The sequence below is a fragment of the Amycolatopsis sp. NPDC051102 genome (genome assembly GCF_040682815.1).
GTDB lineage: Bacteria > Actinomycetota > Actinomycetes > Mycobacteriales > Pseudonocardiaceae > Amycolatopsis.
Window position 1 is genome coordinate 1 of record NZ_JBFBBT010000028.1, and the last position, 23,056, is coordinate 23,056.

24 protein-coding genes are annotated in these 23,056 nt (G+C 71.5%); 13 read left to right on the forward strand and 11 right to left on the reverse strand.

Going from position 1 to position 23,056, the window contains the following annotated elements:
• Positions 1-82: 82 nt before the first annotated feature.
• Positions 83-946 (reverse strand): hypothetical protein, encoded by an 864-nt coding sequence (locus AB0M93_RS42890; RefSeq protein ID WP_364285750.1) that lies wholly within the window; start codon positions 944-946, stop codon positions 83-85.
• Between the two features lie 285 nt (positions 947-1,231).
• Here AB0M93_RS42890 and AB0M93_RS42895 point away from each other — a divergent pair, with 285 nt between their 5' ends.
• On the forward strand, positions 1,232-1,426 hold the full coding sequence (locus AB0M93_RS42895; protein ID WP_176172951.1) for a PspC domain-containing protein: 195 nt from the start codon (positions 1,232-1,234) through the stop codon (positions 1,424-1,426).
• A 100-nt stretch (positions 1,427-1,526) separates the two neighbouring features.
• Here the strand turns inward: AB0M93_RS42895 and AB0M93_RS42900 are convergent, their stop codons facing one another.
• The gene (locus AB0M93_RS42900) at positions 1,527-2,192 is read right to left on the reverse strand and encodes a TetR/AcrR family transcriptional regulator (protein ID WP_364285556.1); all 666 of its coding nucleotides are present in this window, start codon (positions 2,190-2,192) and stop codon (positions 1,527-1,529) included.
• A gap of 118 nt (positions 2,193-2,310) precedes the next feature.
• On the opposite strand from AB0M93_RS42900, the gene AB0M93_RS42905 reads away from it, so the two are divergent.
• Positions 2,311-3,810: an MFS transporter gene (locus tag AB0M93_RS42905; protein ID WP_364285558.1), complete on the forward strand. Its 1,500-nt coding sequence runs from the start codon at positions 2,311-2,313 to the stop codon at positions 3,808-3,810.
• Between the two features lie 45 nt (positions 3,811-3,855).
• Here the strand turns inward: AB0M93_RS42905 and AB0M93_RS42910 are convergent, their stop codons facing one another.
• Genes AB0M93_RS42910 through AB0M93_RS42920 form a run of 3 tightly spaced genes read right to left on the reverse strand, consistent with a single transcriptional unit; the run spans position 3,856 to position 6,493 of the window.
• Positions 3,856-4,515, reverse strand: coding sequence for a response regulator transcription factor (locus AB0M93_RS42910; RefSeq protein WP_364285560.1), 660 nt, complete (start codon positions 4,513-4,515; stop codon positions 3,856-3,858).
• Positions 4,512-5,660: a histidine kinase gene (locus tag AB0M93_RS42915; RefSeq protein ID WP_364285562.1), complete on the reverse strand. Its 1,149-nt coding sequence runs from the start codon at positions 5,658-5,660 to the stop codon at positions 4,512-4,514. Before AB0M93_RS42915 ends, AB0M93_RS42910 begins: the two co-directional genes overlap by 4 nt.
• Positions 5,657-6,493, reverse strand: coding sequence for a CPBP family intramembrane glutamic endopeptidase (locus AB0M93_RS42920; protein ID WP_364285564.1), 837 nt, complete (start codon positions 6,491-6,493; stop codon positions 5,657-5,659). Before AB0M93_RS42920 ends, AB0M93_RS42915 begins: the two co-directional genes overlap by 4 nt.
• A gap of 180 nt (positions 6,494-6,673) precedes the next feature.
• On the opposite strand from AB0M93_RS42920, the gene AB0M93_RS42925 reads away from it, so the two are divergent.
• Both AB0M93_RS42925 and AB0M93_RS42930 read left to right on the forward strand, forming a co-directional pair.
• Complete coding sequence (locus tag AB0M93_RS42925) at positions 6,674-7,168, forward strand: SigE family RNA polymerase sigma factor (protein ID WP_364285566.1); 495 nt, start codon at positions 6,674-6,676, stop codon at positions 7,166-7,168.
• Positions 7,168-7,911: a hypothetical protein gene (locus AB0M93_RS42930; protein WP_364285568.1), complete on the forward strand. Its 744-nt coding sequence runs from the start codon at positions 7,168-7,170 to the stop codon at positions 7,909-7,911. Before AB0M93_RS42925 ends, AB0M93_RS42930 begins: the two co-directional genes overlap by 1 nt.
• Here the strand turns inward: AB0M93_RS42930 and AB0M93_RS42935 are convergent.
• From AB0M93_RS42935 to corA, 3 genes are all read right to left on the reverse strand, one after another.
• Entirely contained in the window at positions 7,908-8,747 is an 840-nt protein-coding gene (locus AB0M93_RS42935) for a chromosome partitioning protein ParB (protein WP_364285570.1), read from the reverse strand. The two genes, AB0M93_RS42930 and AB0M93_RS42935, sit on opposite strands and share 4 nt — an antisense overlap.
• The gene (locus tag AB0M93_RS42940) at positions 8,744-9,394 is read right to left on the reverse strand and encodes a metallophosphoesterase (protein WP_364285572.1); all 651 of its coding nucleotides are present in this window, start codon (positions 9,392-9,394) and stop codon (positions 8,744-8,746) included. The genes AB0M93_RS42935 and AB0M93_RS42940 overlap by 4 nt, the downstream gene beginning before the upstream one ends.
• Positions 9,395-9,670: 276 nt before the next feature.
• The gene (corA, locus tag AB0M93_RS42945) at positions 9,671-10,753 is read right to left on the reverse strand and encodes a magnesium/cobalt transporter CorA (protein WP_364285574.1); all 1,083 of its coding nucleotides are present in this window, start codon (positions 10,751-10,753) and stop codon (positions 9,671-9,673) included.
• Positions 10,754-11,068: 315 nt separating this feature from the next.
• On the opposite strand from corA, the gene AB0M93_RS42950 reads away from it, so the two are divergent.
• Entirely contained in the window at positions 11,069-11,572 is a 504-nt protein-coding gene (locus AB0M93_RS42950) for a MaoC family dehydratase (RefSeq protein ID WP_364285576.1), read from the forward strand.
• Positions 11,573-11,579: 7 nt separating this feature from the next.
• Positions 11,580-12,674 carry a DUF2332 domain-containing protein gene (locus AB0M93_RS42955; RefSeq protein WP_364285578.1) on the forward strand — a complete coding sequence of 365 codons (1,095 nt, stop codon included), beginning with the start codon at positions 11,580-11,582 and terminating at the stop codon, positions 12,672-12,674.
• On the opposite strand, the gene AB0M93_RS42960 is transcribed toward AB0M93_RS42955, so the two are convergent.
• Positions 12,675-13,088, reverse strand: a complete 414-nt coding sequence (locus AB0M93_RS42960) for an NUDIX domain-containing protein (RefSeq protein WP_364285580.1) — start codon at positions 13,086-13,088, stop codon at positions 12,675-12,677.
• A 196-nt stretch (positions 13,089-13,284) separates the two neighbouring features.
• On the opposite strand from AB0M93_RS42960, the gene AB0M93_RS42965 reads away from it, so the two are divergent.
• From AB0M93_RS42965 to AB0M93_RS42995, 7 genes are all read left to right on the forward strand, one after another.
• A complete protein-coding gene (locus tag AB0M93_RS42965) occupies positions 13,285-13,449 on the forward strand; it encodes a hypothetical protein (RefSeq protein WP_162472554.1) in 165 nt (54 codons plus the stop codon).
• A gap of 21 nt (positions 13,450-13,470) precedes the next feature.
• Positions 13,471-14,031, forward strand: a complete 561-nt coding sequence (locus tag AB0M93_RS42970; RefSeq protein ID WP_003095467.1) for a PH domain-containing protein — start codon at positions 13,471-13,473, stop codon at positions 14,029-14,031.
• A gap of 49 nt (positions 14,032-14,080) precedes the next feature.
• Positions 14,081-14,953 carry a PHP domain-containing protein gene (locus tag AB0M93_RS42975; RefSeq protein ID WP_364285582.1) on the forward strand — a complete coding sequence of 291 codons (873 nt, stop codon included), beginning with the start codon at positions 14,081-14,083 and terminating at the stop codon, positions 14,951-14,953.
• Position 14,954: 1 nt separating this feature from the next.
• Positions 14,955-15,575 carry a MarC family protein gene (locus AB0M93_RS42980; RefSeq protein ID WP_364285584.1) on the forward strand — a complete coding sequence of 207 codons (621 nt, stop codon included), beginning with the start codon at positions 14,955-14,957 and terminating at the stop codon, positions 15,573-15,575.
• A 122-nt stretch (positions 15,576-15,697) separates the two neighbouring features.
• Entirely contained in the window at positions 15,698-18,160 is a 2,463-nt protein-coding gene (locus AB0M93_RS42985; protein WP_364285586.1) for an alpha-L-rhamnosidase C-terminal domain-containing protein, read from the forward strand.
• A 146-nt stretch (positions 18,161-18,306) separates the two neighbouring features.
• Positions 18,307-19,158, forward strand: a complete 852-nt coding sequence (locus AB0M93_RS42990) for a PD-(D/E)XK nuclease family protein (protein ID WP_364285752.1) — start codon at positions 18,307-18,309, stop codon at positions 19,156-19,158.
• Positions 19,159-19,440: 282 nt separating this feature from the next.
• Positions 19,441-19,872 (forward strand): hypothetical protein, encoded by a 432-nt coding sequence (locus AB0M93_RS42995; RefSeq protein ID WP_364285588.1) that lies wholly within the window; start codon positions 19,441-19,443, stop codon positions 19,870-19,872.
• A 259-nt stretch (positions 19,873-20,131) separates the two neighbouring features.
• Here AB0M93_RS42995 and AB0M93_RS43000 read toward each other — a convergent pair whose 3' ends face one another.
• On the reverse strand, positions 20,132-21,448 hold the full coding sequence (locus AB0M93_RS43000) for a hypothetical protein (protein WP_364285590.1): 1,317 nt from the start codon (positions 21,446-21,448) through the stop codon (positions 20,132-20,134).
• Positions 21,449-21,474: 26 nt separating this feature from the next.
• Positions 21,475-22,953: a DEAD/DEAH box helicase gene (locus AB0M93_RS43005; RefSeq protein WP_364285592.1), complete on the reverse strand. Its 1,479-nt coding sequence runs from the start codon at positions 22,951-22,953 to the stop codon at positions 21,475-21,477.
• Between the last annotated feature and the right edge of the window lie 103 nt (positions 22,954-23,056).

Consider the following 23,056-nt stretch of genomic DNA (forward strand, 5'->3'; position numbering starts at 1 on the left):
GCGCAGCTCGACCGCCGCCGCGCCCGCCCGGAGGGCGACGGCGGTGAGGCGAGTTCTAACTCGCCTCACCACTCACGACCCGTCAGGGCGTGGGGAGGCGGGGGAGGATCGACGCCGCCGCGGTGCGGGCCAGGGCGCACGTGCCGTCGCCCGCCGTGCCCGCCGTCTCGACCACGCTGATCTCCGCCAGTTCGCGGCGGCCCGGCAGGCCCGGGGCCGGCTGGGTGGTGTCGACCAGGCAGAACGCGCCGGCCGCCCGGACGCGGGCGTCGCGGCCGCCGAGCTGTTCGGCCGGGCCGCCCGGCTCCGTCGTCTCCACCGTCAGCTTCAGGCTCACCTTGCCGCGGATGCAGCTGTGCCCGGACAGGCCGGTCGCGGTCTGGCTGGCGGGGCCGGCGGCCGCGTCGAGGTCGTGGTCGTCGAGCAGGGCGCAGGGCGCCACGCGGCCCCACGAGCGGTCCGGGAAGGTCAGCCGCCCGACCTTGCCCGCGGTGATCGCGGCCAGCGCCGAACCGACGGCGGCGTCCGCGACGCCGCAGCGTCCGTCCTGGTCGGAGCCGTCGTCGGTGACCGACAGGTCCAGCCGGTTGCCGTCGGCGAAGGTGATCGCGCGGGTGCACGCGCTGCGGTCGTTGAACATCGACTGCTGGATCGCGACGCCGTCGGGCACCGGCCCGGGGTAGGCGTAGGGCTTGATGTTCGGGTCGGAGTCGAAGGCCAGCGGCCCGACGAGGATCGTCCGCGGCCCGGCCTGGGCGTGGCAGTTTTCGAACGTCGGGACGGCGACGGCGCCGGGCGCCACCGCGGGCACGTCGAGCAGGCTGCAGTAGTCGACGTTGCCGAAGTCGCCGAGCGCGCCGGCGGCGGTCAGCGGCGAGGGCCCGGAATTCGGGTCGGGCGCGGCCTGTGGAGCGGCGCAGCCACCCGCGAGCAGGGCGCAGAGCATCGCGACGGCCAAGCTTTTCGGACGCGGGTACACGGGGTGCAAGTATCACCACATCGCGCGGAAAAACCAGCCCTGACGGGGACATCTCTCAATATTCTCCGGATCGCCGCGAATGAACCCGCAGTTCAGGCGGATTTCGGAGGACGCACGGGGGTTTCACCGAAGTCCTGAACGATTTTCGGCTTTGCTGTCCCCTAAGGGAGCGATCCTTCCCGCGAGCGATGCGGAAGCGGGTACTCCGGTGGTGAAGTGGAGCTATCGGAAGTTCGAGGAAAGGGAAAGACGATGAGCGCACCGGTCACACGACGGCTGTCCCGTCCGCGCCACGGCCGCATGATCGGCGGCGTCTGCGCCGGCCTGGCCCAGCGGTACGGCATGAAGCCCGGCACCGTGCGGCTGCTGGCCGTGCTGTCCTGCCTGCTGCCCGGGCCGCAGTTCGTGGCCTACCTGATCCTGTGGGCGGTCATCCCGTCGGAGTGAAGTGTTTCGCGGAAGATCGTTCGCTGCGCCGGTGATCCGAGGAGATCACCGGCGCACTGCTGTCCGCACGGGGGTGTGACCGAAGGCGGCGCTTTCTGCGTCAGGGGCGCCAGCAGGACATCGCTTCGTCGACCTCGTCCACTCCCAGCGGCGGCCTCGGCAGCTTCGACGGCTTGCCGGGTTGCGCGCGCAGGCCGTCCAGGAGCATCGCCAGGCAGCGGCGCCACAGGTCCGGCTCCACCGCGGAGGTGAACTCGATCACCGAGCCGATCATCATGTGCAGCAGCGGGGTGTCCGTCGGGGAGAAGTCGGCGCGCAGGCCGCCCGCCTCCTGGGCCCGCTCGACGAGCCGTGTGATCAACGGCACCAAGCGGGCTTTCTCCTCGGCCACGTGCTCGTGGCCGAACTTGTTCGACAGCATGATCTCGCGCAGCCCGCGGTCGCCCGAGTGAAGCTCGATCGACTTCCAGGTGAAGTCGACGAACGCCTGCCACGCGTCCTCGGCCTTCAGTGCCTCTTCGGCGAGCGTGCTGATTTCCTCCATCCGCTCGGCGAACATCGCTTCGACCAGGTGTTCCTTGCTGGGGAAGCGGCGGTACACCGTGCCGACGCCGAGGCCGGCGTGGTGGGCGATGTCGTCCAGCGTGGCGTCGAGCCCGCGCCGGCCGAACACCTCGCGGGCCGACGCGAGGATGCGACGGCGGTTGAGTTCAGCGTCACGCCGCAGCGGCCGCGCCGGTGCGGCGGGACCAGCGTCCCGTGCCATGCCTCCAGTCTAACCCGAGAAGTAGAGGCGTCCTCTCCGGTTCTTGTGTACCTTGGACCGCGTAAGGGGAGATACCTACTCCACATAGTCTTCTGATCACTTTCTGTGAGGACACTCCATGCCCGAGTCCACGCTCGCCGTCGCGCCGTCGGGGGACACGCGCGCCGCCGAGAACCCCCACCACGCCAGACGCTGGCTGATCCTGGTGATGATCGGCATCGCGCAGCTGATGGTCGTGCTGGACGCGACCGTCGTGAACATCGCGCTGCCCTCGGCCCAGGTCGACCTGGGCTTCTCCAACGACGCCCGGCAGTGGGTCGTCACGGCGTACGCGCTCGCCTTCGGCAGCCTGCTGCTGCTCGGCGGCCGGCTCGCGGACCTCTTCGGCCGCAAGAACACCCTCCTCGTCGGCCTGGCCGGCTTCGCCGCGGTGTCCGCGCTCGGCGGCTTCGCGACCAACATCGAGATGCTCCTGGTGGCCCGGGCGGCACAGGGTGTGTTCGGCGCGCTGCTCGCGCCCGCCACGCTTTCGCTGCTGACCACGACGTTCACCGACCCGAAGGAACGCGGCCGCGCGTTCGGCGTGTTCGGTGCCATCGGCGGTGGCGGCGCGGCGGTCGGGCTGCTGCTCGGCGGCGTGCTCACCGAGTACCTCGACTGGCGCTGGTGCATGTTCGTCAACATCATCTTCGCGGTGATCGCCTTCGTCGGCAGCTCGGTCCTGCTGAGCAACCAGAAGGACGCGGGCCCGCGGCCGAAGCTCGACCTGCCGGGCACGGTGACGGCGTCGGCCGGCCTGTTCGCGCTGGTCTACGGCTTCGCCAACGCCGAGTCGGACTCGTGGTCGGCGGTCTCGGTGTGGGGCTTCCTCGCCGGCGGTGTGGTGCTGCTCGGCGTGTTCGTGTGGCTGCAGCAGCGCGTCGAACACCCGCTGCTGCCGCTGCGCGTGCTGCTCGACCGGGACCGCGGCGGCTCGTACCTGGCGATGTTCCTGCTCGCCATCGGGATGTTCGCGATCTTCCTGTTCCTGACGTTCTACGTGCAGCAGAACCTGCAGTTCACGCCGATCCAGAGCGGCGTCGGGTTCCTGCCGATGGTGGCGACGCTGATGCTGTCCGCCACGACGGCGACGGCGGTGCTGCTGCCGCGGGTCGGCCCGAAGCCGCTGGTGCCGACCGGCATGGCGATCGCCGCCGCCGGCCTGTTCTGGCTGAGCGGGATCGGCCTCGACAGCACCTACGCCTCCGGCGTGCTGGGCCCGCTGCTGGTGATGGGCTTCGGCATCGGGCTGGCGATGGCGCCGGCGATGAGCGTCGCGACCTTCGGCGTCGAGGCGCACGACGCGGGCGTCGCGTCCGCGGCGGTGAACACGATGCAGCAGGTCGGCGGCTCGATCGGCACGGCGTTGCTGTCGACGCTCGCCGGCAACGCGGCGACGGCCTACCTCGTGGGCAAGGTCCCGACGCCGCAGCTGGCGGCCGAGGCCGCGATCGAGAGCTACACGACGGCGTTCACCTGGGCCGCGGTCATCTTCGTGGCGGGCGCGGTGCTCAGCGGCTTGCTGCTGCGCCCGGGCGTCCCGAAGGGCGAAGCGGCGCCGGGCGCCGTGCACATGTAGTTCCCCTGACGTGAAACGGGCCTCCTCCTCTCGGGGAGGCCCGTTTCACGTCACCAGGCCGTGGCGGTAGGCGTAGACGACGGCCTGGACGCGGTCGCGCAGCTGCAGCTTGGTGAGGATGCGCGACACGAACGTCTTCACGGTCTCCTGGCTGATCACGAGCCTCGCCGCGATTTCGCTGTTGGACAGGCCGTCCGCGATGAGGCGGAGGACCTCGAGCTCGCGGGGTGTCAGCGGGACGTCGGGCACGCCGCCCGGGGTGGGCCGGATCCGGGCGGCGTGCCGGCCCACCAGCTGGCGCGTCACGTCCGGGTCCAGCAGCGCCGCGCCGGTGGCCACGGTCCGGATCCCGTGCAGCAGCCGGTCCGGCGGCGCGTCCTTGAGCAGGAACCCGCTCGCGCCCGCACGCAGGGCCTCGTAGACGTACTCGTCCAGGTTGAACGTCGTCAGCACCAGCACCTTGACCGGGTGCGGCACGCCGGCCCCGGCCAGCAGGCGGGTGGCCTCGATACCGTCGAGCACCGGCATCCGCACGTCCATCACCACGACGTCGGGGTGCACCCGGCCGGCGAGGTCGACCGCGGCGCGCCCGTCCCCGCACTCGCCGGCCACCTCGAAGTCCGGCTGTGCGCCGATGATCGTCACCAGCCCGGTGCGGATCAGCATCTGGTCGTCGCAGACGAGGACCCGGATCGGCGCGGTCACGACCGGCTCCCGGTGGGGATCCGGGCCCGCACGACGAAGCCGGCGCCGTCGTGGGCGTCCGCGCTGAAGTCCCCGCCCAGCACGCCGACCCGTTCGCGGAGACCGGTGAGGCCGCGGCCGCTCCCGCCGGGTGACCCGCTCCGCGAGCCGGACCCGGCCGTGCTGATCTCCACCTCGATCTCCCGTTCCCCGTGGCGCACCCGGACGGCGGTGCGGCTGCCGTGTGCGTGCTTGAGCGCGTTCGTCAGTGCTTCCTGCACGACCCGGTAGGCCACCAGGTCGGCGCTGCCCGCCGACTCCGCCGGCGTGCCCTCCTCGGTGAATTCGACCGGCTGCCCGGCCTGGCGCGCGTGCTCGACGAGCGGCCGCAGCCCGCCCGGCGGCGGCGCGGCTTCGGGGTCGTGGCCGGGGTTGAGCAGGTCCAGCAGGTGCCGCAGGTCGGCGATGGCCCGGCGGCCGGTGCCGGTGATCGCGGTCAGCGTCGTCTCCAGGCGCTCGGGCGCGGCGGTGAGGTACCGGGCGGCTTCGGCCTGCACGACCATCGCCGTCACGTGGTGGGTGACGACGTCGTGGAGTTCGCGGGCGATGCGGGTGCGTTCGGCGGTGAGGGTGTCTTCGGCGACGCGCCGGCGGCGGCCGGCTTCGGCCATCCGCGTCAGGCGCAGCCACGCGCCGATGCCCCACGCGAACACCAGCAGCAGGTAGAACGTCACGAATTCGGTCACCGGCTCGAAACCGAGCCGGAAGAGGACGACCGCCAGGACCGCGTAGGCCGCGGAAAACAGCAGTGCGGTGGTGCGCCGGCGCCGGGCCACGTGGGCGCCCGCGCTCACCAGCGCGATCGCCAGCACGGTGCCCCCGACCGAGTGGTAGCCGCGGATCTGGTCGGCGGCGAAGCCGAGCGACACCAGGGCGAGGCACAACGCCGGCCACCGCCGCCGCCCGGCGAGCGGCAGGGTTTCCAGCAGCAGCACCCCGGCGGCCGCCGCGTCGAAGGGCCGCGCCGGCACACCGCCGAGTTCGGTCCCGTGGTTCTGCAGCGCCGGCACGAACGACGCCACCAGGAACAGCAGCCCCAGCGGGAGATCCCGGACCACGACGTCCAGCCGGCGCCAGCGCGCCAGGAGCGGCCGGTGATCGATCACCGGGCGAGTGTAGTGACGCTGTCGACCCGCCCGGCGCGCCCGCGGCGGGGCACCAGGCGGCCGCGGCGGTGGGCCAGCCACAGGAACGCCGTCGTCCCCAGGAGGCAGAACAGCACCGCGTACAGGCTGCCCTCCGGCCCGAAGCTGCCGCCGGTGATGACCGCCGGGCCCGACGTCACGGCGTCCAGCAGGCCCTGCGGGGTGCCGTTCCCCGACACCTCCGTGCCGAAGAGCCCGGCCGCGGCGAAGTTCCAGCCGAAGTGCACGCCGATCGGGACCCACAGCCGGCGCGTCGCGACGTACGCGGCGGTCAGCAGGCCGCCGGCCTCGATTCCGATGGCGAGCGCACCCCAGAGGCTGGCGTGCGGGTTGAACAGGTGCGACAGGCCGAACAGCACCCCGGTCAGCACCAGCGCGATCCCGGTGCCGGTGCGTTCTTCGACGATCCGGAACAGCACACCGCGGAACAGCAGTTCCTCCGTCACCGCGGCGGCGGCCATGAAGCCGACCAAGCCCACCGTGCCCGGCACCGAGCCCCAGCCGCGGACCTCGTAGTCCCCGAGGAGCGCGATGTTCGCGATGACGATCCCGAACAGCACGACCCCGGCCAGCACCCCGCGCGCGACGGCGCGCCCGGCACCCGGACCGCTCAGTTCGGTGACCGGCCGCTGTTCGGTCCGCCGCACCACCCAGCGGTAGACGACCACCGTCAGCACGGCGGTCACCGCGCCGAGGACGAGCGTCAGCCACGGATTGCCCTGCACCGCCGAGACGACTTGCCCGCCTGCGAACGCGACCGCCGCGACGGCCAGCAGTTGCCAGACCAGCCTCATTGTTTGCTCCTTCGCCGATTCCGCGGCCGATGTCCCGCGGCTGCGACGAACGCTAGGGATCCGGCGACCGGGAATCGTCCCCTCGCGGTGGACACCTGCGGGTAGCTCGCACGGGGGACAGTTGAACCTTTCCGTCCCTCCGCGCACTAGAGAGACTGAGGACGGGCGAAGGAGGACCGCGTGGGGGCGTCGAGAGACCTCGATTTCAGCGAGTACTTCGCCGCGCGCGTCCAGCGTTTCCGGCGGGTGGCGTTCGCCCTCTGCGGCGACTGGCACGGCGCGGAGGACCTGGTGCAGGCGATGTTCGTCCAGCTGTACCGGCGCTGGCGGCGCGTGCGCCCGGACACCGCCGACGCGTACGCGCGCCGCATCCTGCTGAACCTGTTCCTGGCCGGACGGCGGAAATCCGGGCGGGAGTACGTGACGGCGGTGGTGCCGGAAGCGGAGTCGCCACCGGGCCGGGACACGCCGTTGCGGCTCGACGTGGAGCGCGCGCTGACCGGCTTGACGCCGCGGCAGCGCGCGATGGTGGTGCTGCGGTTCCTCGAAGACCTTCCGGTGAGCGAAGTGGCAGCGCTGCTCGGCGTCGCCGAAGGAACGGTCAAGTCCCACACGGCCCGCGGGGTCGAAGCCCTGCGCGCGGCCCTGCCGGCGCCGACCGCCGAGGAGTGGTGATGGAAGAGATCCGGTCCTTGCTGACGGCGTACGTGACGGAAGACGAGCCGCCGATCGGCCTGTCCGGGGAGGCGGTCCTGTCGGCGGCCCGCCTGGCGCGCCGGCGTCACCTGCTGACGGGGGCGGTGGCGCTGGCCGTGGTGGTGCTGGCCCTGGGCCTGGCGGTGGTGGTGCTCCCGAACCGTCATCCGACGGCGAGCTCACCGTGCCCGCCGGCGTCCCCGGGCGAGTCACGCTCGGCGCTGGTCGACCGCCTGAGCTGCGTGGTCGGCCGCGCGGTCCGGTGGTTGCTGCCGTCGGATGCGGCGATCACCCGCTTGACGATCCCGGGGGAGACGCCGCCGCCGGACCCGTTCCACCTGATCGCCGACGCGATCGGGGAGGCACCGCAGCAGGCGTTGTTCCACATGGGGGTCCGGGTGACGGACGCGCGCGGTTCGGGTTCGGTGTACGTGCTGATCGTGCCGGGCACCATGGGGCCGCCGTGCGGCGAACCGGGCGAGATCCAGTGCCGGACGGAGCAGACGCCCCAGGGCGTGTTGCGGCTGTCGACGGTGCGCACGGGTGAGGTGGTGAAGAACCAGGCGACGCTGGCCGGACCCGATGTGCTGGTGCAGTTCTGGTCGAACAACAGCGGGGTGCTGGAGCGGACCGGGGTTTCGGTGCCGAAGCAGCGCCCGGAGCCGACGTTGACGCTGGAGGACGTGCGGGAACTGGCGTTGACGCCGGGGCTGGGCTTCTAGGGCCGCCGGGAACGCAGCTTCTCGATGACTTCGTCGTCCCAGCGGTGGGTCCTGATCAGCCGGTAGCGTTCCGCCGCCACCCACATGTACGCCTCGGCGTCCGTGCGGTCCCCGATCAGGCCCGCCTGGCGCAGCATCGCCACCACCGGCCCGAACTCCTCCTCGAACCACCGCTGCGCCACGCTCGCCCGGTCGCAGAACTTGCCTTCGTCCTGCATCAGGCGGAAGCCCCACGCCTCCACGTGCTCGCCCAGCTTCGCGTAGTCCCACGGGTCCGTCACGATCACCGACGCGCGCGCGTGGCCGGTCAGCGGAACGCGCTCCAGGAACAGCCGCCGGTAGTCCTTGACGATCAGGTCGCCGCGGTGGCGGATCCCGCTTGGGTCCAGTTTGGTGCGGACCACCGTCACCGATGCCTCTATTGTGGACAGTCCCTGGGCGAGGGCGACCGAGACCCGGTGGTGGCCGTCGATGACGAAGTGCAGTTCGCCGACGCGGTAGACCTCGATCGGGGGGATCTCCTCGCCGCGGCGGGCCGCCAGGGCCAGGCGCTCCCAGCGCTCGCGGACCCGGGCCGACGTCGGGCGGAACCGGCGGTCGAAGTCGCGGCTGCGGTCGACCGTGCCTGCGATCGAGTCCAGTTTGATCACCCGCAGGCCGATCCGGTGCTCGCCGAGGTAGCCGAGCGCCTCCACCACCTCGTGGAACGGCAGCATGATGTTGACGTCGTCGGGCTCGCGGCGCAGCCACGTCGAAAGCCGCGAGAGCACCTGGCCCCGGCGCGCGCGGAGGAAGTCGTTCTCCGCGTCGGCGCGGGGAAACCCCGTCTCTTTCACGATATCTCCATGATCCGGTGGCCCACCACGTTGCGGATCCGCGTCGAGCCGACGACCCGGTCCGGCACCGGCTCGCCGTGGGGGTGGATGTGCCCGTGCAGCAGCCACTTCGGGCGCAGCACCTCGATCGTCCGGTGCAGGCACGCGAACCCGCGGTGCGGCGGGTCCGCGCGGTCGCCGAGGTCCAGCGGCGGCGAGTGCGTCAGCAGGACGTCGACGTCCCTGCCGTCCCGGCGCCGCCGCCACCGGGCGCGCCGCACCAGGCCGCGGGCCCGGCGGGCCTGCTGGCGCTGCGTCCACTGGTTCGGCCCGTCGTTGTAGCGGATCGAGCCGCCGAGCCCGGCGAACCGGAGGCCGGCGACGTCGACGACCCGGCCGTCGGCGTTGACGCCGCCCGCCGGGCCCGGCCAGACCGTCGGGAAACCGTCCTTCATGGACAGCCCGCCGTAGCGGGTGTAGCCGCTCAGGTCCGGGTCGTGGTTGCCCGGCACGAACACGCACGGTGCGTCGAGCGCGCTGGCCAGGAACGCGAGGTAGTCGTAGGGCAGGTCGCCGGCGCCGATGACGAGGTCGACGGAGACGGCGCGGACCGCGTCGGTCCACAACCGCTCGTCGACCTCGTCGGAGACGACCAGCGCTTTCGGCATGCGCCCAGGGTACGACGCCCGGGCCGTCGGTGAGGCTTGTTCAGCCGTCGGCCGCCGCATGGCTTCTGCAGCGACGCGCAGCTCCCAGCGCGGGCCGCGGCGGCCTGACCAGAACAAGCCTCATTTCATCCCGTGCGCGAAGCCCGGGTCGGCGACGATGACGAAAGTGATGACGAAGATCCACACGAGGCTGAGCGCGAGCGCCCAGAACTTCAGGTTGGACAGCATTCTGGACATGACGGTTCTCCGAAGGAATCCGGTGGAACGAAAGGGGACCTAGAGCCAGCCGTTCTTCCGGAATATTCGGTACAGCAACAGGCAGATCGCCAGGATCACCGTGATCACCAGCGGGTACCCGAACTTCCAGTGCAGCTCGGGCAGGTAGTCGAAGTTCATCCCGTAGATGCCCGCGATCATCGTCGGCACGGTGATGATCGCCGCCCACGACGTGATCTTGCGCATATCGGTGTTCTGCTGCAGGGAAATCTTCGCGACCGTCGCGTCGACGAGCGTGGACAGCAGTTCGTCGAACGCCGCCACCCGCTCGGACACGGTCGTGAGGTGGTCGGCGACGTCGCGGAAGTAGGAGCGGACCTCGTCCGGCACCAGCCGCGTGTAGCCCTCGGCCAGGCGCTGGACCGGCGTCGCCAGCGGCATCACCGCGCGGCGCAGCTCGAGGACCTCCCGTTTCATCAGGTAGATCTGCTCGGCGCTGATCTGCGACCGGGGCGCGAAAACCTGCGCCTCCATCACGTCGATGTCGTTCTCGATCCGGCCCGTGACGTCGAGGTAGTGGTCGACGACGTGGTCGGCGATCGCGTGCACGACCGCGGCCGGCCCCAGCTGCAGGCGCTCGGGGTCGTCGTCCAGCTCGCGGCGCAGGCGCGCCAGGCCCGAGTGGTTCCCGTGCCGCACGGTGATCACGAAGTCGCGGCCGAGGAACACCATCAGCTCGCCGGTCTCGACGATCTCGTTCGCCGTGGTGGGTGATTCGTGTTCGACGTACCGGACGGTCTTGACCACCAGGAACAGCGTGTCGTCGTAGCGCTCCAGCTTCGGCCGCTGGTGCGCCTCGAGCGCGTCCTCGACCGCCAGCTCGTGCAGCCCGAACGTGTCCGCGACGCCCTGGATCTGCAGGGCGTCCGGCTCGTGCAGCCCGATCCAGACGAATCCTTCGTGCCGCTTCCGGACCTCTTTGATCGCCTCGGAGTGGGTCCAGCGGCCGGGCAGGCGCTTTCCGCCGACGTAAACGGCGCAGTCGACGACGTACGCGGACAGTGGCACCGGAACCGGGCGGACCGGGACCGTGCCCTTGTTGCCGCGGCCGCGCAGGCCGCCGAGCGAGGGAATGGCAGGCATGGGATCTCCTGGTGTCGTGCGTGGTCGTGCGAGACGACTGACCAGGGGCGGAAATGCGTCCGCCCGGCGACACACCAGCGTTCCCGGGACGAGAAGGCCTACCAGGAGATGAGCCGGCCGGCGGGTGTGGTGGGAACGCTGGGACTACTAGGGAGCGGACTATCGCCACTACTCATCGAGTTCCTCACCTCCTCCGGGCCGGTGCAACGTGGCGGGGCTCGCGTTGACGCGCGAACACCGATGGTTGAGGGTACTCCTCACCACGGATGCGTGTCGGACCAGGCTCACGCGGTGTTACGCGACGGGAGTAGACGAGTGCAGTTCGGGCGGTACTACGAGGAGTTCGAGGTCGGTGCGGTCTACAAGCACTGGCCGGGCAAAACGGTCACCGAATACGACGACCACCTGTTCTGCCTGATCACCATGAACCACCACCCGCTGCACCTCGACGCGCACTACGCGGAGGAGACGACCGACTTCGGCAAGAACGTCGTCGTCGGCAACTACGTCTATTCGCTGCTGCTCGGGATGTCCGTGCCGGACGTTTCCGGCAAGGCCATCGCGAACCTCGAGGTCGAATCGCTGAAGCACGTCAAGCCGACCTTCCACGGCGACACCATCTACGGCGAGACCGAGGTGCTCGACAAGACGCCGTCGAAGTCCAAGGACGACCGCGGCGTCGTGTACGTCGAGACGCGCGGCTACAAGCAGGACGGCACGATCGTGTGCACCTTCCGGCGGAAGGTGATGGTGCCAAAGCGCTCGTACGGGGACACTCGGGGCGGCGAACAGCCGGGCCGGCCGGTGCCGCACGAATGAGGCTCTGATGGACCTGGACGGGATCAAGGGGATACTCCGCACGTTCGCGGAAGTCGAGGCGCGCGGGGTCTCGCCCCTGTACGAGCACTTGGCGCTGCAGGCGGCCGCGGACGACGACGTCGCCGGCCTGCTCGCCGCGGCCCGCGACGGCGAGGTCCGCGCGACGCTGCTGATGGCGACCGCGCACCGGCTCGTGCAGGCGGACCCGATCCACCCGCTGTCGCGCTACTACCCGTCACTGGGCGGGTTCGACGGCGTGGATTCCGACACCTGGCCGCTGTTCCGCTCGTTCCTGCTGGAGCGCGCCGAGAAGGCGCGCGCGTTGATTTCCTCGCGCTACACGCAGACGAACGAGGTCCGGCGGGCGGCGTTGCTGTACCCGGGTGTGGCGCGGGCGGCGCGCGAAGCGGGCGGGAAGGTGTCGCTGCTGGAGGTGGGCTGCAGCGCGGGCCTGCTGCTGGGCCTCGACCGCTTCGGCTACCGCTACCAGTGCGACGGCGGCGACCAGCTGACGGCCGGTCCGGCGAAGGCGGCGGTGGGCCTGCACTGCGCGCTGGACCTGGCCCCGGGCGCGGTGGTGCCGAAGCTGCCGAAGAAGCTGGCCGTGCTCGACCGGGCGGGTCTGGACCGGGCCCCGGTGGACCTGTCGGACGAGGACGAGCTGGCCTGGCTGGAGGCGTGCGTCTGGGCGGACCAGCCGGACCGCATCAGGCTGCTGCGCACGGCGGCGGCCGAGCAGGCGCGCCACCGGCCCCGGCTGATCACCGGGGACGGGGCCGACGACCTGGCATCGGCGGCTTCGACGCTGGAGGGGCCGCTGGTGGTGATCACGAGCCACGCGCTGGCGTACTTCCCGGCGGAGAAGCGCGCGGAGTTCGTCGCGACGCTGGCCGAGCTGGCGGCCGCGCGGCCGGTGTGGTGGGTCTCGGAGGAGTTCTACGGGGCCGGGCTGGAGACGGTGCTGCCGGGGCGGTCGGACCTGGCCGGTTCAGACGGGCTGGCGACGTTGGGCGTCGTGCGGTGGGAGGACGGGAAGCCGGAGGCGCACGCGCTGGCGCGGACGGCGCCGCACGGGCAGCGGATGACCTGGTTGCCGCTGTAGTCAGGCCCGAGGCAGCGCATTCCAGTCGCGGAGGGTGACGTAAAGCAGGTCCACCAGCTCCCCGGCCGCCTCCAAGGCGGCAAGGTCTGCCGCATCGGACCAACGCGCCTCCGATGCGTCGTCACCAGCCGTGAGGATTCCGCCCGCGACCTCGCAGGCGTAGTCGAAAATCTCGTACGGCCCCCGCCGGACCGAGCCGACCAGTGTGCCCGGAATCACGTCGAGGCCCGTTTCCTCCGACAGCTCCCGGATGACCGCGGTTTCGTCCGTTTCGCCCGGTTCGACTCGGCCACCCGGCAGCGACCATTGCCCCGAACCGGGGTCGTTCCGGCGCCGGATGAGCAGCAACCGGCCGTACGCGTCGTGCGCGATCCCGCCGACGCAGCGGATCGTGGTGCTGGTGAGGCCCTCCATGTCCCGAAGGGTAGACGGAACCGGCCCGGAGGCGGGCGAGCTGTACACGGAGAGTAGCCGTACGGTACACTTCGGACCGCGTGCTGACCCAAGCGCGGGACTTTCCTCCCGCGCGCCTGTTCAGTGCGGTACAACGTAAAAAGTCAAGTTCTCTGCAGTTGTCCGGTGTCACCGTAAGAGACGGGATTTGATCGCGGTGAACGTGAAGAAGATTGCGGGCCTCGCCGGTATCGCGTTGGTGCTGTTCTTCGTCATCGCCCAGCCTGGGCAGGCTGCCGGCCTCGTCGGCAACATCATCGACTTCCTCCGCAGCTCGGCCGAATCGGTGATCACCTTCGTCAGCAGCGTGTTCAAGGGCTGATTGCGGGGTTACCCTCGAACCATGTTCGCGCCACGCGACCCCGACGAGTACCTCCTCGACACCGAGCGGCGGGTCATCCGCATCCGCCGCCACTGGGCGGTGCTCCTGTGGGACACCTTCGAGGCGGCCGCCCTGCTGGCCGTCTGCGTACTGGTGTCCTACCTGCTGCCGCCGGCGCTGTACATCGGCCAGAACATCCTCTGGTACGTCGCGCTGCTCGTCGTCCTGCGCTTCGCCTACGTGGTGATGGAGTGGTGGGTCGAGCGTCTGGTGGTCACCGACAAGCGGTTCGTCATGACCACCGGCGTGTTCACCACCAAGGTGCTGATGATGCCGATCAGCAAGGTCACCGACCTCAGCTACGTCCGCACGGCCACCGGACGCATGATGGGCTACGGCACGATGGTCGTCGAATCCGCCGGTCAGATCCAGGCGCTGAACAAGATCGACTTCCTGCCGCGGCCCGAAGAGTTCTACGACACGATCTCGGAGCTGGTCTTCGGCGACAAGCAGAAGCAGGCCGAACGCTTCTCGATGATCAAGGCCCAGCGCGCCGCCCGGGGCAAGAAGCCGGTCGGGTGACGTGCGCCGGGGTGTCCCGGCCGCAGTGTGACGCAGTGCATCGTCGACAATGGACACGATGCGCATCGACCTGCACGCCCACTCCACCGCTTCCGACGGCACCGACTCGCCGGCCGGGCTCGTCGCCGCGGCCGCGAACGCCGGGCTCGACGTCGTCGCGATCACCGACCACGACACCACCGCGGGCTGGGCGCCCGCTTCCGAAGCGGTGTCACCAGGCCTGACGCTGGTTCCCGGCGCCGAGCTGTCCACGGTGTCGACCGACCCCGAGACCGGCCGCCAGATCAGCGTCCACCTGCTCGCCTACCTCTTCGACCCGACGTCCGAGCCGGTCGTCGCCGAGCAGACCCGGCTGCGCCTCGAGCGCCGCACGCGGCTGCGCCGGATGGCCGAACGGATGGCCGCCGACGGTCTGCCGATCGACATCGACGAGATCTTCGGCCTGCTGCCCGAGGACTCCCCGCCGGGACGCCCGCACCTCGCGCAGGCGCTGGTCCGGGCCGGGCTGGTCAAGTCCGTCGACGAGGCCTTCGCCGACTACCTGAGCCCCCGCCGCGGCTACTACGTCGCCCGCCGCGACACGCCGGTCGAGGAAGCCATCGACATGATCGCCGCGGCCGGCGGCGTCACGGTCGTCGCACACCCCTTCGCCTTCAGCCGTGGCGCCACCATCAGCGAGGACACCCTGGCCGGGCTGGCCGCGCGCGGGCTCACCGGCGTCGAGGCCGACCACCCGAACCACGACGCGCCGACGCGGGCCCGCACCCGCGAGCTGGCCGGCGAGCTCGGGCTCGTCTTCACCGGGTCCAGCGACTACCACGGCACCAACAAGACGATCGCGCTCGGTGAGTGCACCACCGAACCCGGGCAGCTCGAGGAACTCGTTTCGCGCGCCACGGGGTTCCAGGTCGTGAAGGGCTGACATGGCGCTCTTCGACGCGAAACTGTTCATGAGTGCGACGATCACCCTGATCGTCATCATGGACCCGCCCGGCACCGTGCCGGTGTTCCTCAGCCTCGTCGGCCGCAAGCCCGTGGCCACCCGGGCGCGTGCCGCCCGGCAGGCCGTCCTGGTGTCGCTGCTGGTCATCAGCCTGTTCGCGATCGCGGGCCAGGCGATCCTGGCCTACCTCGGCATCGGCATCCCCGCGCTGCAGGGCGCGGGCGGGCTGCTGCTCCTGCTGATCGCGCTGCAGCTGCTCACCAGCAACGGGCACGAACCCGAGGCGGCGGCCGAGGACGTCAACGTCGCGCTCGTGCCGCTCGGCACGCCGCTGCTGGCCGGGCCCGGCGCGATCGCCGCGACCATCGTGTTCGTCCGGCAGGCGGACGGGCACGTCGGCGCGTACATCGCCCTGGCGCTGGCGATCGTCACGACCCACTTCGTCATCTACCTCTGCATGCGCTACTCCGGCCTCGTCATCCGGCTGATCAAGGAAAGCGGCATCACGCTGCTGGCCAAGGTGGCCGGCCTGCTGCTGGCGGCCATCGCCGTGGAGCTCGTCGCGAACTCCGTCCGCGGGTTCATCGCCGGCGGGAACTGACCGCCACCCGGGTTGTCCTGCCGGACAGGATCCGCCCGGTTCGTTGACATCGTTGGCACCACTGCCGCAGATTGATTTTCAGCTCAGTGGTTGAAACGATTCAACTCCGTGCGGAGGCCTCGATGAAGTGGCTCAGAGCATTCCTCCCGGTCGCGGTGCTGGTGGCGAGCGGCGTGGCCGCCGCGCCCGCCGGCGCGGCGCCCGGCTGGCAGAAGTACGTCGTCGCCCCTTCGAGCCGGGACGTCCGGCCCGTGAAGGTGCTGTCCACGACCGGGGACGTCACGAACCCGGACGGCCTGCTCGGGCGCGGCGTGGCGACGTTCAAGCGGCAGGCGTCGCCGCCGAAGCCGGTGTGGCCGGCCGGGACCACGGCGGCCGCCTCGTCGTTCCACGCGCCGAACAACGGCGGGAACGGCCAGCCCCGGACCTACGACCCCGGCAACGCCGTCGACGGCGACACCGGGACGTTCTGGAACGACGACACGATCGGCGCCTACCCCGACGTCCTGACCATCACCGCGGGCGCGCCGGTCGCGCTGCCCGGCGTCACCGTTCTGTCCAATGTGGACGGGGTGCCGCAGGACTTCACGGTCGAGGTCCTGGACGCGGGCGCGTGGCGGGTCGCGGCTTCGGTGACGGGGAACACCGCCGTGCAGCGCGCGGTGACCTTCGACCGGCCGGTGACGACCGCGCAGGTCCGGATCACCGTGACCAAGGACCAGAACACGCCGTCCGGCGAGTTCAGCCGCGTCGCCGAGGTCTGGCCGGGCGTGGTCGCCGACCCGCCGGTGCCGACCGCCGTCGTCGACTTCGGCAAGGTCGTCGCCGGTTACCCGAAGATCGCCTTCGCGGGCGCGTCGGCGAACCGGCCGGGCGTCCGCCTGGCGTTCTCCGAGACCCTGCAGTACCTGGGCGAACGCTCCGACTTCACGCGTTCGGACTTCTCCGGCGGCCCGGGCACGGACCAGTACGCCGTGCCTGCGACGCCGACGGTGTGGCGCGACACGAAGGGCTGCGCCGCCGGTACGCAGGTGTGCGCGGACGGCCTGCACGGCTTCCGGTACCTGCGGATCAGCCTCGACGCGCTCGCGTCGGACGCGCCTTTGGCCCAGCCTTCGGGCGAGGTGCGGATCAGCGGCGTCTCGCTCGACTTCACGCCGTTCCTCGGCACGCCGTCGACCTACCGCGGCTGGTTCGAGTCGTCCGACGAAGAACTCAACAAGTACTGGTACGCGGCGTCCTACACCAACGAGCTGGGCATGGACACCTTCCGTGAGTCCGATGTGGACCCTCGGGGCGCGTTCTCGCCGTCGCTGGACGGCAAGCTGGTGCTGCACGACGGCGCGAAGCGCGACCGGGACCCGTACGTCGGCGACGTCGCGGTGTCCGGCCTGACGGAGTACCTGACGCACCAGGACGGCACGGCGGCGAAGAACGTCCTCGCCGACCTGGCCGACCACCAGCGCGCGGACGGCTGGATCCCGCCCGCGTCGATCAACGGCTACACGCTGCCGCTGTTCGACTATCCGCTCTGGTGGGTGACCTCCAGCTGGGACTACGTGCTCTACACGGGCGACACCGCGTACGCGTCTTCGTACTACTCGCACCTCGTGAAGACGCTCGACAGCTGGTACCCCTCGGTCACCGATTCGCGCGGGTTGCTCGCGAAGGGGCTTAACGGCACAGGCGGCTACGGCGACTACGCGTTCCTGCCGCGTACGGGCGAAGTGACGTACTACAACGCGTTGTACGTCCGGGCGCTTCAGGGCGCGGCGGGCCTGGCGCGGGCGACGGGACACGCGGCCGACGCGGAACGCTGGCTCTCGCGTGCTTCGGGCGTCGCCGCGGCGGTGAACCAGTATCTGTGGGACCCGGCGGTGGGCGCGTACCTCGACTCGGCGACGGGCGCGGTGCGGCACGGCCAGGACGGCAACAGCCACGCGATCGTCGCCGGGATCGCGTCTCCGGCGCAGGCCACTTCGGCGTTGGCGCGGCTTGCGGCGGGCGCGTTGCCGTACGGGAACCCGTTCATGGACAACGACACTCTCGTCGGCGACGGCACGAAGCGCGTGTACGCGTTCACGTCGTTCCCGGAGCTTCAGGCGCGGTTCCGGAGCGGGCAGGCGGCGTCCGCGATCGACCAGATCAAGCGGATGTACGGCTGGATGGCCACGCACGACCCGGGCATCACGGCGTGGGAGGGCATCGGCGAAGGCGGTTCGCACTACGAGCAGGGGTACACGTCGGCCGCGCACGGCTGGTCGACCGGCGTCGTGCCGGCGCTGACGAACGAGCTGCTGGGCGTCTCGCCGACGTCGCCGGGCTTCGCGACCTGGACGGTTTCGCCGCACCCCGGTCCGGTTTCGTGGGCGCGAGGAGCGGTGCCGACGCCGAAGGGCGCGTTGTCGGCTTCGTGGTCGCAGCAGGGTGCGGTGTTTTCGTTGACGGTGACCGCGCCGCGCGGGACTTCCGGGTCGCTGGTGGTGCCCGGCGGCCGGTTGGTGCTGCTGGACGGGCGAGCGGTGCGGGCCGCGGGTCCGTTGACCGTTTCCGGTGGCACGCACACGGTGCTCGTCGTGCGGTGAACGGGCTTTCCGCGCGGGGCGACCTCGCCCCGCGCGGAAAGTGTCGGTGACATCTGGGGCTTCGCCCCAGGTCGGGGGCTCCGCCACCCGAACCCCCGAAAAAAGTGTCGGTGGTGGTGCGTAGCGTGGGCGCCGTGAAGGACCAGATGGGCTTCGACTTCGGCGTCGCGCAACCGGTGCGGCTCACGAAGGTCTCGCCGGCGCGGCTGGCGACCTTCGACGACTGCCCGCGCCGGTACCGCCTCGCGTACCTCGAACGGCCGACACCGCAGCGCACCGGACCGTGGGCGCACAGCACGCTCGGGGCGGTGGTGCACAACGCGTTGCGGGCGCTGTTCGACCTGCCGGCGCTGAAGCGGGTGCCGCAACGGGCGGTGGCGCTGGTCGCCGAGTTCTGGAAGGACGCGGGCTTCGAAAGCGAGGAGCAGGCGGCGCGGTACCGGGCGCGGGCGAAGGGGTGGGTGGCGGAGTACGTCGAGGACAACGACGTCAGCCACGACCCGGTCGGCCTCGAGCGGTGGGTGTCGGCGCCGGTCAGCTCGACACCGGGGGAGCGGCCGTCGATGATCATCGAGGGCCGCGCGGACCGCATCGACGCGCGCGACGGCTCGCTGGTCATCGTGGATTACAAGACGGGCCGCCGTCCACCGGACGAGTACGAGGCCCGGGCGTCGCAAGCGCTGGCGTTGTACGCGGTGGCGGCGGCCCGGACGTTGCGGATGCCGTGCACGACGGTGGAGCTGCACCACCTGCCGACGGGCACGATAGCGGCGGCGGAGCACACCACGGAGAGCCTGCAGCGGCAACTCCAACGCGCCGAAGAGACGGCCGGAGACCTGCGCCTGGCCACGGATACCCTGGAGGCGGGCGGCGACGGGGACGTGCTGTTCCCGCCCCGCCCGGACCGGCGCTGCGCCTGGTGCGACTTCAGGCCGAGCTGCGCGGCGGGCCAGGAAGCGGCCCCGCAGGCGCAGCCGTGGGACCTGCTCGCGCCCTGAACGGGAGGGAACGTGGCTTCACCGGACACCGACGAACTGGCGACGATCCCACTGCCGGCGGGAGGGCAGGAGGGCGGAAAAGCCCAGACGACCCCCGGTCGCCCCGCTACACCGGACGCCGGGGCAGCGGTGCCGGCTGACGGCGGGCAGGTGGGGCGCGCTGCCGGACCAGGGCCGGCGCGGGCCGAGGCCGGAAATGCTTCGGCGGCTCCCGGCCGCCCTGCTTCGCCGGCCGGGTCGGCGGCTGAGGCAGAGGCAGCGCGGACCGAGGGTGGTCCGGCCGTGCCGGCCGAGGGCGGGCAGCTGGAGCGACCCGAGGTCGGCCGGGTGGCGGCCGCGCCGCTGGACCGGGCTGAGCCTGAAACCGCGCCGCAGGATCGGGTTGAGCCCGAGCGGATCGAGCCGGACGGCACTGCCCCCGCGGTCTCCGCGCCTGCTCGGCAGGGCGGCCGTTGGTGGCGCGGGTTCACCGGCTCGCTGGCTGCCGGGCTTGCGGTCCTCGCCGTCGGGGTGCTGGCCGTGGCCGGGATCTGCCGGTTCACGGGTGCGCCGGGCCCCGGCCCGACCCTGCTGATCGGCCACCCGGTGGCGGCGGTGCTGGCCCTGGTGGCTCAGCGAGTCGCCGATCGTCGCAACGGGCCCGCGGCCGTGGGAGCGGGTGTGGCGGTCGTGCTGTTCACCGTCTCCGCGCTGACCCTCTTCTGGCTCGCCTGACCCCGGCCCGACGGCTCCCGACCGCGCGAGTTACCCCCGCAATCACGAGTGATGCCCGTCCAATCACAGGTGATGCCCGCTCAATCACGAGAGATGCCTCTTTGCGCACGTCAGCCCGCCTCGCACCGCGTGGCTGATGCCGGATCCCGGGTGACCGGAACCCGAACTCGCGTGATCAGGCAGGCATCTCACGTGATCAGGCGGGCATCTCGCGTGATTGGAGGGGCATCACGCGTGATTGGAGGGGCATCACGGCCGGTTACTTCAGGGCCGCCAGCGTTGTTCCTCGCTGCTCGAGCAGCACCGGACCGGCCGCGGCCAGGCGGACCTGGCCCGTGTAGCCGTGGCGGTCCACGCCTACCGTGCGGATCGTCGATCCGTCGTTCTCGTTCAGGACCGCCAGGCCGCCCTTGATCGGGACCACCAGCTGCTGCGCGAACGTCACACCCGGGCCCAGCGCGCTGCTCAACGTCCAGCGGGGCGCGAGGTCGTCGCGGGACAGGGCCACCACCTTCGACCCGCTGAACCAGTACACGTTCGCCGCCGTCTGGGTGGTGGCTTCGACGCCCGTCGGCGGGTCGGCCGCCAGGTCGGCCGGGGGGACGTCCAGGGGGTACGCCGCCCGCTGGGTTCCGTCGCCGTTGTAGATCACCAGGAGCTTGCGGTCCGGGAGGACCACCGCCGTCAGGTCGCCCGACATCGCCACCACGCGGGCTCGCTTGCCCGCCAGCACCGAACTGAAGCTGACCTGCGGCTCGTCGTCCTTCTCCGGGGCCGCCTTGTACACCGTCAGGCGGTCCGCCGGGTCGCCCGGGCACCGCTCGATCACGCCGACCTTGCCCGAGGCCGCCGCCACCGTGCCGTACGTGCAGCCCGTTCGGGGCTGCTTGCCCGCGTTGACCAGCGCCGGGACCTCGCCGTACTCCGCGCTCTGCACCAGGTCGTCGCGCCAGGTCGTGAGGAGCTTCTTGCCCGTTGCCGTCACGTGCGAGCCGTCGTCGACCAGCTGGGTGCCCAGCTCCGCGTTGCCGTTGCGCTGGGCCGTGATGCGGCCCGTCGCCGGGTCCAGCTGCGTGACCTCGCTGCAGTTGCGCGTCTTGTGGTAGACGGCGTTCAGCCGGCCCCACACCTGGTCCAGCGTGCACAACGGCAGGTCACGCGCGTAGTGCCAGCGGATCTGCCCGGTCAGCGGGTCGCGGGTGGCGACCTCGCCGCCGTCCGCGGTGGCGACCGAATCGCCCGCCACCACCGGGACCGGCGTCGCGCCGCTCGGGGCGCTCCAGATCTCCGCCATCGACCCCGGCACCTTGTCCGGTGCCGCGGGCAACGGCGGGGGCGGGGCCGCCTCGGTCCGGTCGGTGGCCGCGCTGTCGCTCGTCACACCGATGACCAGCGCGACGGCCAGCACCGCCACCGCGATCAGCGCGGCGAGCACCCGGTCCCGCCCGCGGTTCCACGGCGATCGGCGCGCCTTGACCCGCGGTGCGGGCGGGGTGACCTCGACGTCTTCGAGGACGTCCTCGGAGCCGTACTCGGGTTCAGGCGCGCTCTCAGGCGCCTTCTCGACGTCGCTCACGTACCTGAACCCCCGATGGAGAAGCCTCAGTCTGCCGACGCAGGTGTATCAGACGTCGCGGCCGGGCGGCGACGGCGGCGTCGGCGAGCCGGCCGCTCGGCGTTTTCGCCGGCTTCCTTCTCGACGGCCGGCCCGGTCGCCTCCGGGGCGTTGCCGGTGCGGGTGCGGCGACGGCTGCGGGTCCGGCCCTCGGCCGGCGGCGCCTCACCGTCGGCGGCCGGCGGGGCCGCGGCCGCGTTGTCCGCGGCCTCGATCGCCTCGGCCGAACGCGCACCACCGCGGGTCCGCTTGCGGGGGGCCCGGGTGCGCTTGCGCGGCGCCTCTTCCGAGGCGGCCTCGACGGCCTTGCCGCGGCCACGCGGGCCGCGCTTCTTGCCGCCCAGGTCTTCTTCCTCCTCGGCGGCCAGGCCCGCGCGGGTGCGGTTGGCCAGCGGCAGCCGGCCCTTCGTGCCCTCGGGGATGCCCAGGTCCGCGTACAGGTGCGGCGACGACGAGTACGTCTCCACCGGCTCCGGCTTGTCGAGGCCCAGGGTGTCCGAGATGAGCTTCCAGCGCGGCATCTCGTCCCAGTCGACCAGGGTGACGGCGACGCCGGTCCGGCCCGCGCGGCCGGTGCGGCCGATGCGGTGGACGTAGGTCTTCTCGTCGTCCGGGCACTGGTAGTTGATGACGTGCGTGACGTCGTCGATGTCGATGCCGCGGGCCGCGACGTCGGTCGCCACCAGCACGTCGACCTTGCCGGAGCGGAACGCGCGCAGCGCCTGCTCGCGGGCGCCCTGGCCCAGGTCACCGTGCACGGCGGCGGCGGCGAAACCGCGCTCGACCAGGTCGTCGGCCACCTTCTGCGCGGTGCGCTTGGTGCGGCTGAAGATCATCGTGAGGCCGCGGCCTTCGGCCTGCAGCACCCGGGCGATGACCTCGGGCTTGTCCATCGAGTGCGCCCGGTAGACGAACTGGGTGGTGCGCTCGTGGATCGCGCTCGCGTCGTTCTCTTCGGCGCGGATGTGCGTCGGCTGGCGCAGGAACGTGCGGGCCAGCGTGATGATCGGGCCGGGCATGGTGGCCGAGAACAGCATCGTCTGCCGCTCGTCCGGCACCATCCGCAGGATGCGCTCGATGTCGGGCAGGAAGCCCAGGTCGAGCATCTCGTCGGCCTCGTCGAGCACCAGGCCGCGGACCTTGCCCAGCACCAGGTGCTGCTGCTCGGCCAGGTCGAGGAGCCGGCCCGGGGTGCCGATCACGACGTCGACGCCCTTGCGGAGCGCCTCGATCTGCGGCTCGTACGGGCGGCCGCCGTAGATGGCCAGGGTGCGGATGCCCAGGTGCTTGCCGGCGCCCTTGAGGTCGTTGGCGACCTGGATGCACAGCTCGCGGGTCGGCACCACGACCAGCACCTGCGGGGTGCCGTCGCCCGGCACCTCGACGCGGTGCAGCAGCGGGACGCCGAAGCCGAGGGTCTTGCCCATGCCGGTGCGGGCCTGGCCGATGAGGTCGTCGCCGGCCATGGCCAGCGGCAGGGTGAGCGCCTGGATGGCGAACGTCCGCTCGATGCCGGCCTCGCCGAGCGCCTTGACGATCTCGGGCTTGACGCCGAAGGACGCGAAGGTC

Bases quoted from the DNA above. Each gene is read 5' to 3' on its own strand.
- AB0M93_RS42920 (WP_364285564.1), bottom strand. From the start codon at position 6,493: ATGAGGCTGGTCTGGCAACTGCTGGCCGTCGCGGCGGTCGCGTTCGCA.
- AB0M93_RS42900 (WP_364285556.1), bottom strand. From the start codon at position 2,192: ATGGCACGGGACGCTGGTCCCGCCGCACCGGCGCGGCCGCTGCGGCGT.
- AB0M93_RS42930 (WP_364285568.1), top strand. From the start codon at position 7,168: ATGGAAGAGATCCGGTCCTTGCTGACGGCGTACGTGACGGAAGACGAG.
- AB0M93_RS42980 (WP_364285584.1), top strand. From the start codon at position 14,955: ATGGCGCTCTTCGACGCGAAACTGTTCATGAGTGCGACGATCACCCTG.
- AB0M93_RS42990 (WP_364285752.1), top strand. From the start codon at position 18,307: ATGGGCTTCGACTTCGGCGTCGCGCAACCGGTGCGGCTCACGAAGGTC.
- AB0M93_RS42940 (WP_364285572.1), bottom strand. From the start codon at position 9,394: ATGCCGAAAGCGCTGGTCGTCTCCGACGAGGTCGACGAGCGGTTGTGG.
- AB0M93_RS42960 (WP_364285580.1), bottom strand. From the start codon at position 13,088: ATGGAGGGCCTCACCAGCACCACGATCCGCTGCGTCGGCGGGATCGCG.
- AB0M93_RS42890 (WP_364285750.1), bottom strand. From the start codon at position 946: ATGCTCTGCGCCCTGCTCGCGGGTGGCTGCGCCGCTCCACAGGCCGCG.
- AB0M93_RS42975 (WP_364285582.1), top strand. From the start codon at position 14,081: ATGGACACGATGCGCATCGACCTGCACGCCCACTCCACCGCTTCCGAC.
- AB0M93_RS42895 (WP_176172951.1), top strand. From the start codon at position 1,232: ATGAGCGCACCGGTCACACGACGGCTGTCCCGTCCGCGCCACGGCCGC.
- corA (WP_364285574.1), bottom strand. From the start codon at position 10,753: ATGCCTGCCATTCCCTCGCTCGGCGGCCTGCGCGGCCGCGGCAACAAG.
- AB0M93_RS42970 (WP_003095467.1), top strand. From the start codon at position 13,471: ATGTTCGCGCCACGCGACCCCGACGAGTACCTCCTCGACACCGAGCGG.
- AB0M93_RS43005 (WP_364285592.1), bottom strand. From the start codon at position 22,953: ATGGCCGGCGACGACCTCATCGGCCAGGCCCGCACCGGCATGGGCAAG.
- AB0M93_RS42905 (WP_364285558.1), top strand. From the start codon at position 2,311: ATGCCCGAGTCCACGCTCGCCGTCGCGCCGTCGGGGGACACGCGCGCC.
- AB0M93_RS42985 (WP_364285586.1), top strand. From the start codon at position 15,698: ATGAAGTGGCTCAGAGCATTCCTCCCGGTCGCGGTGCTGGTGGCGAGC.
- AB0M93_RS42955 (WP_364285578.1), top strand. From the start codon at position 11,580: ATGGACCTGGACGGGATCAAGGGGATACTCCGCACGTTCGCGGAAGTC.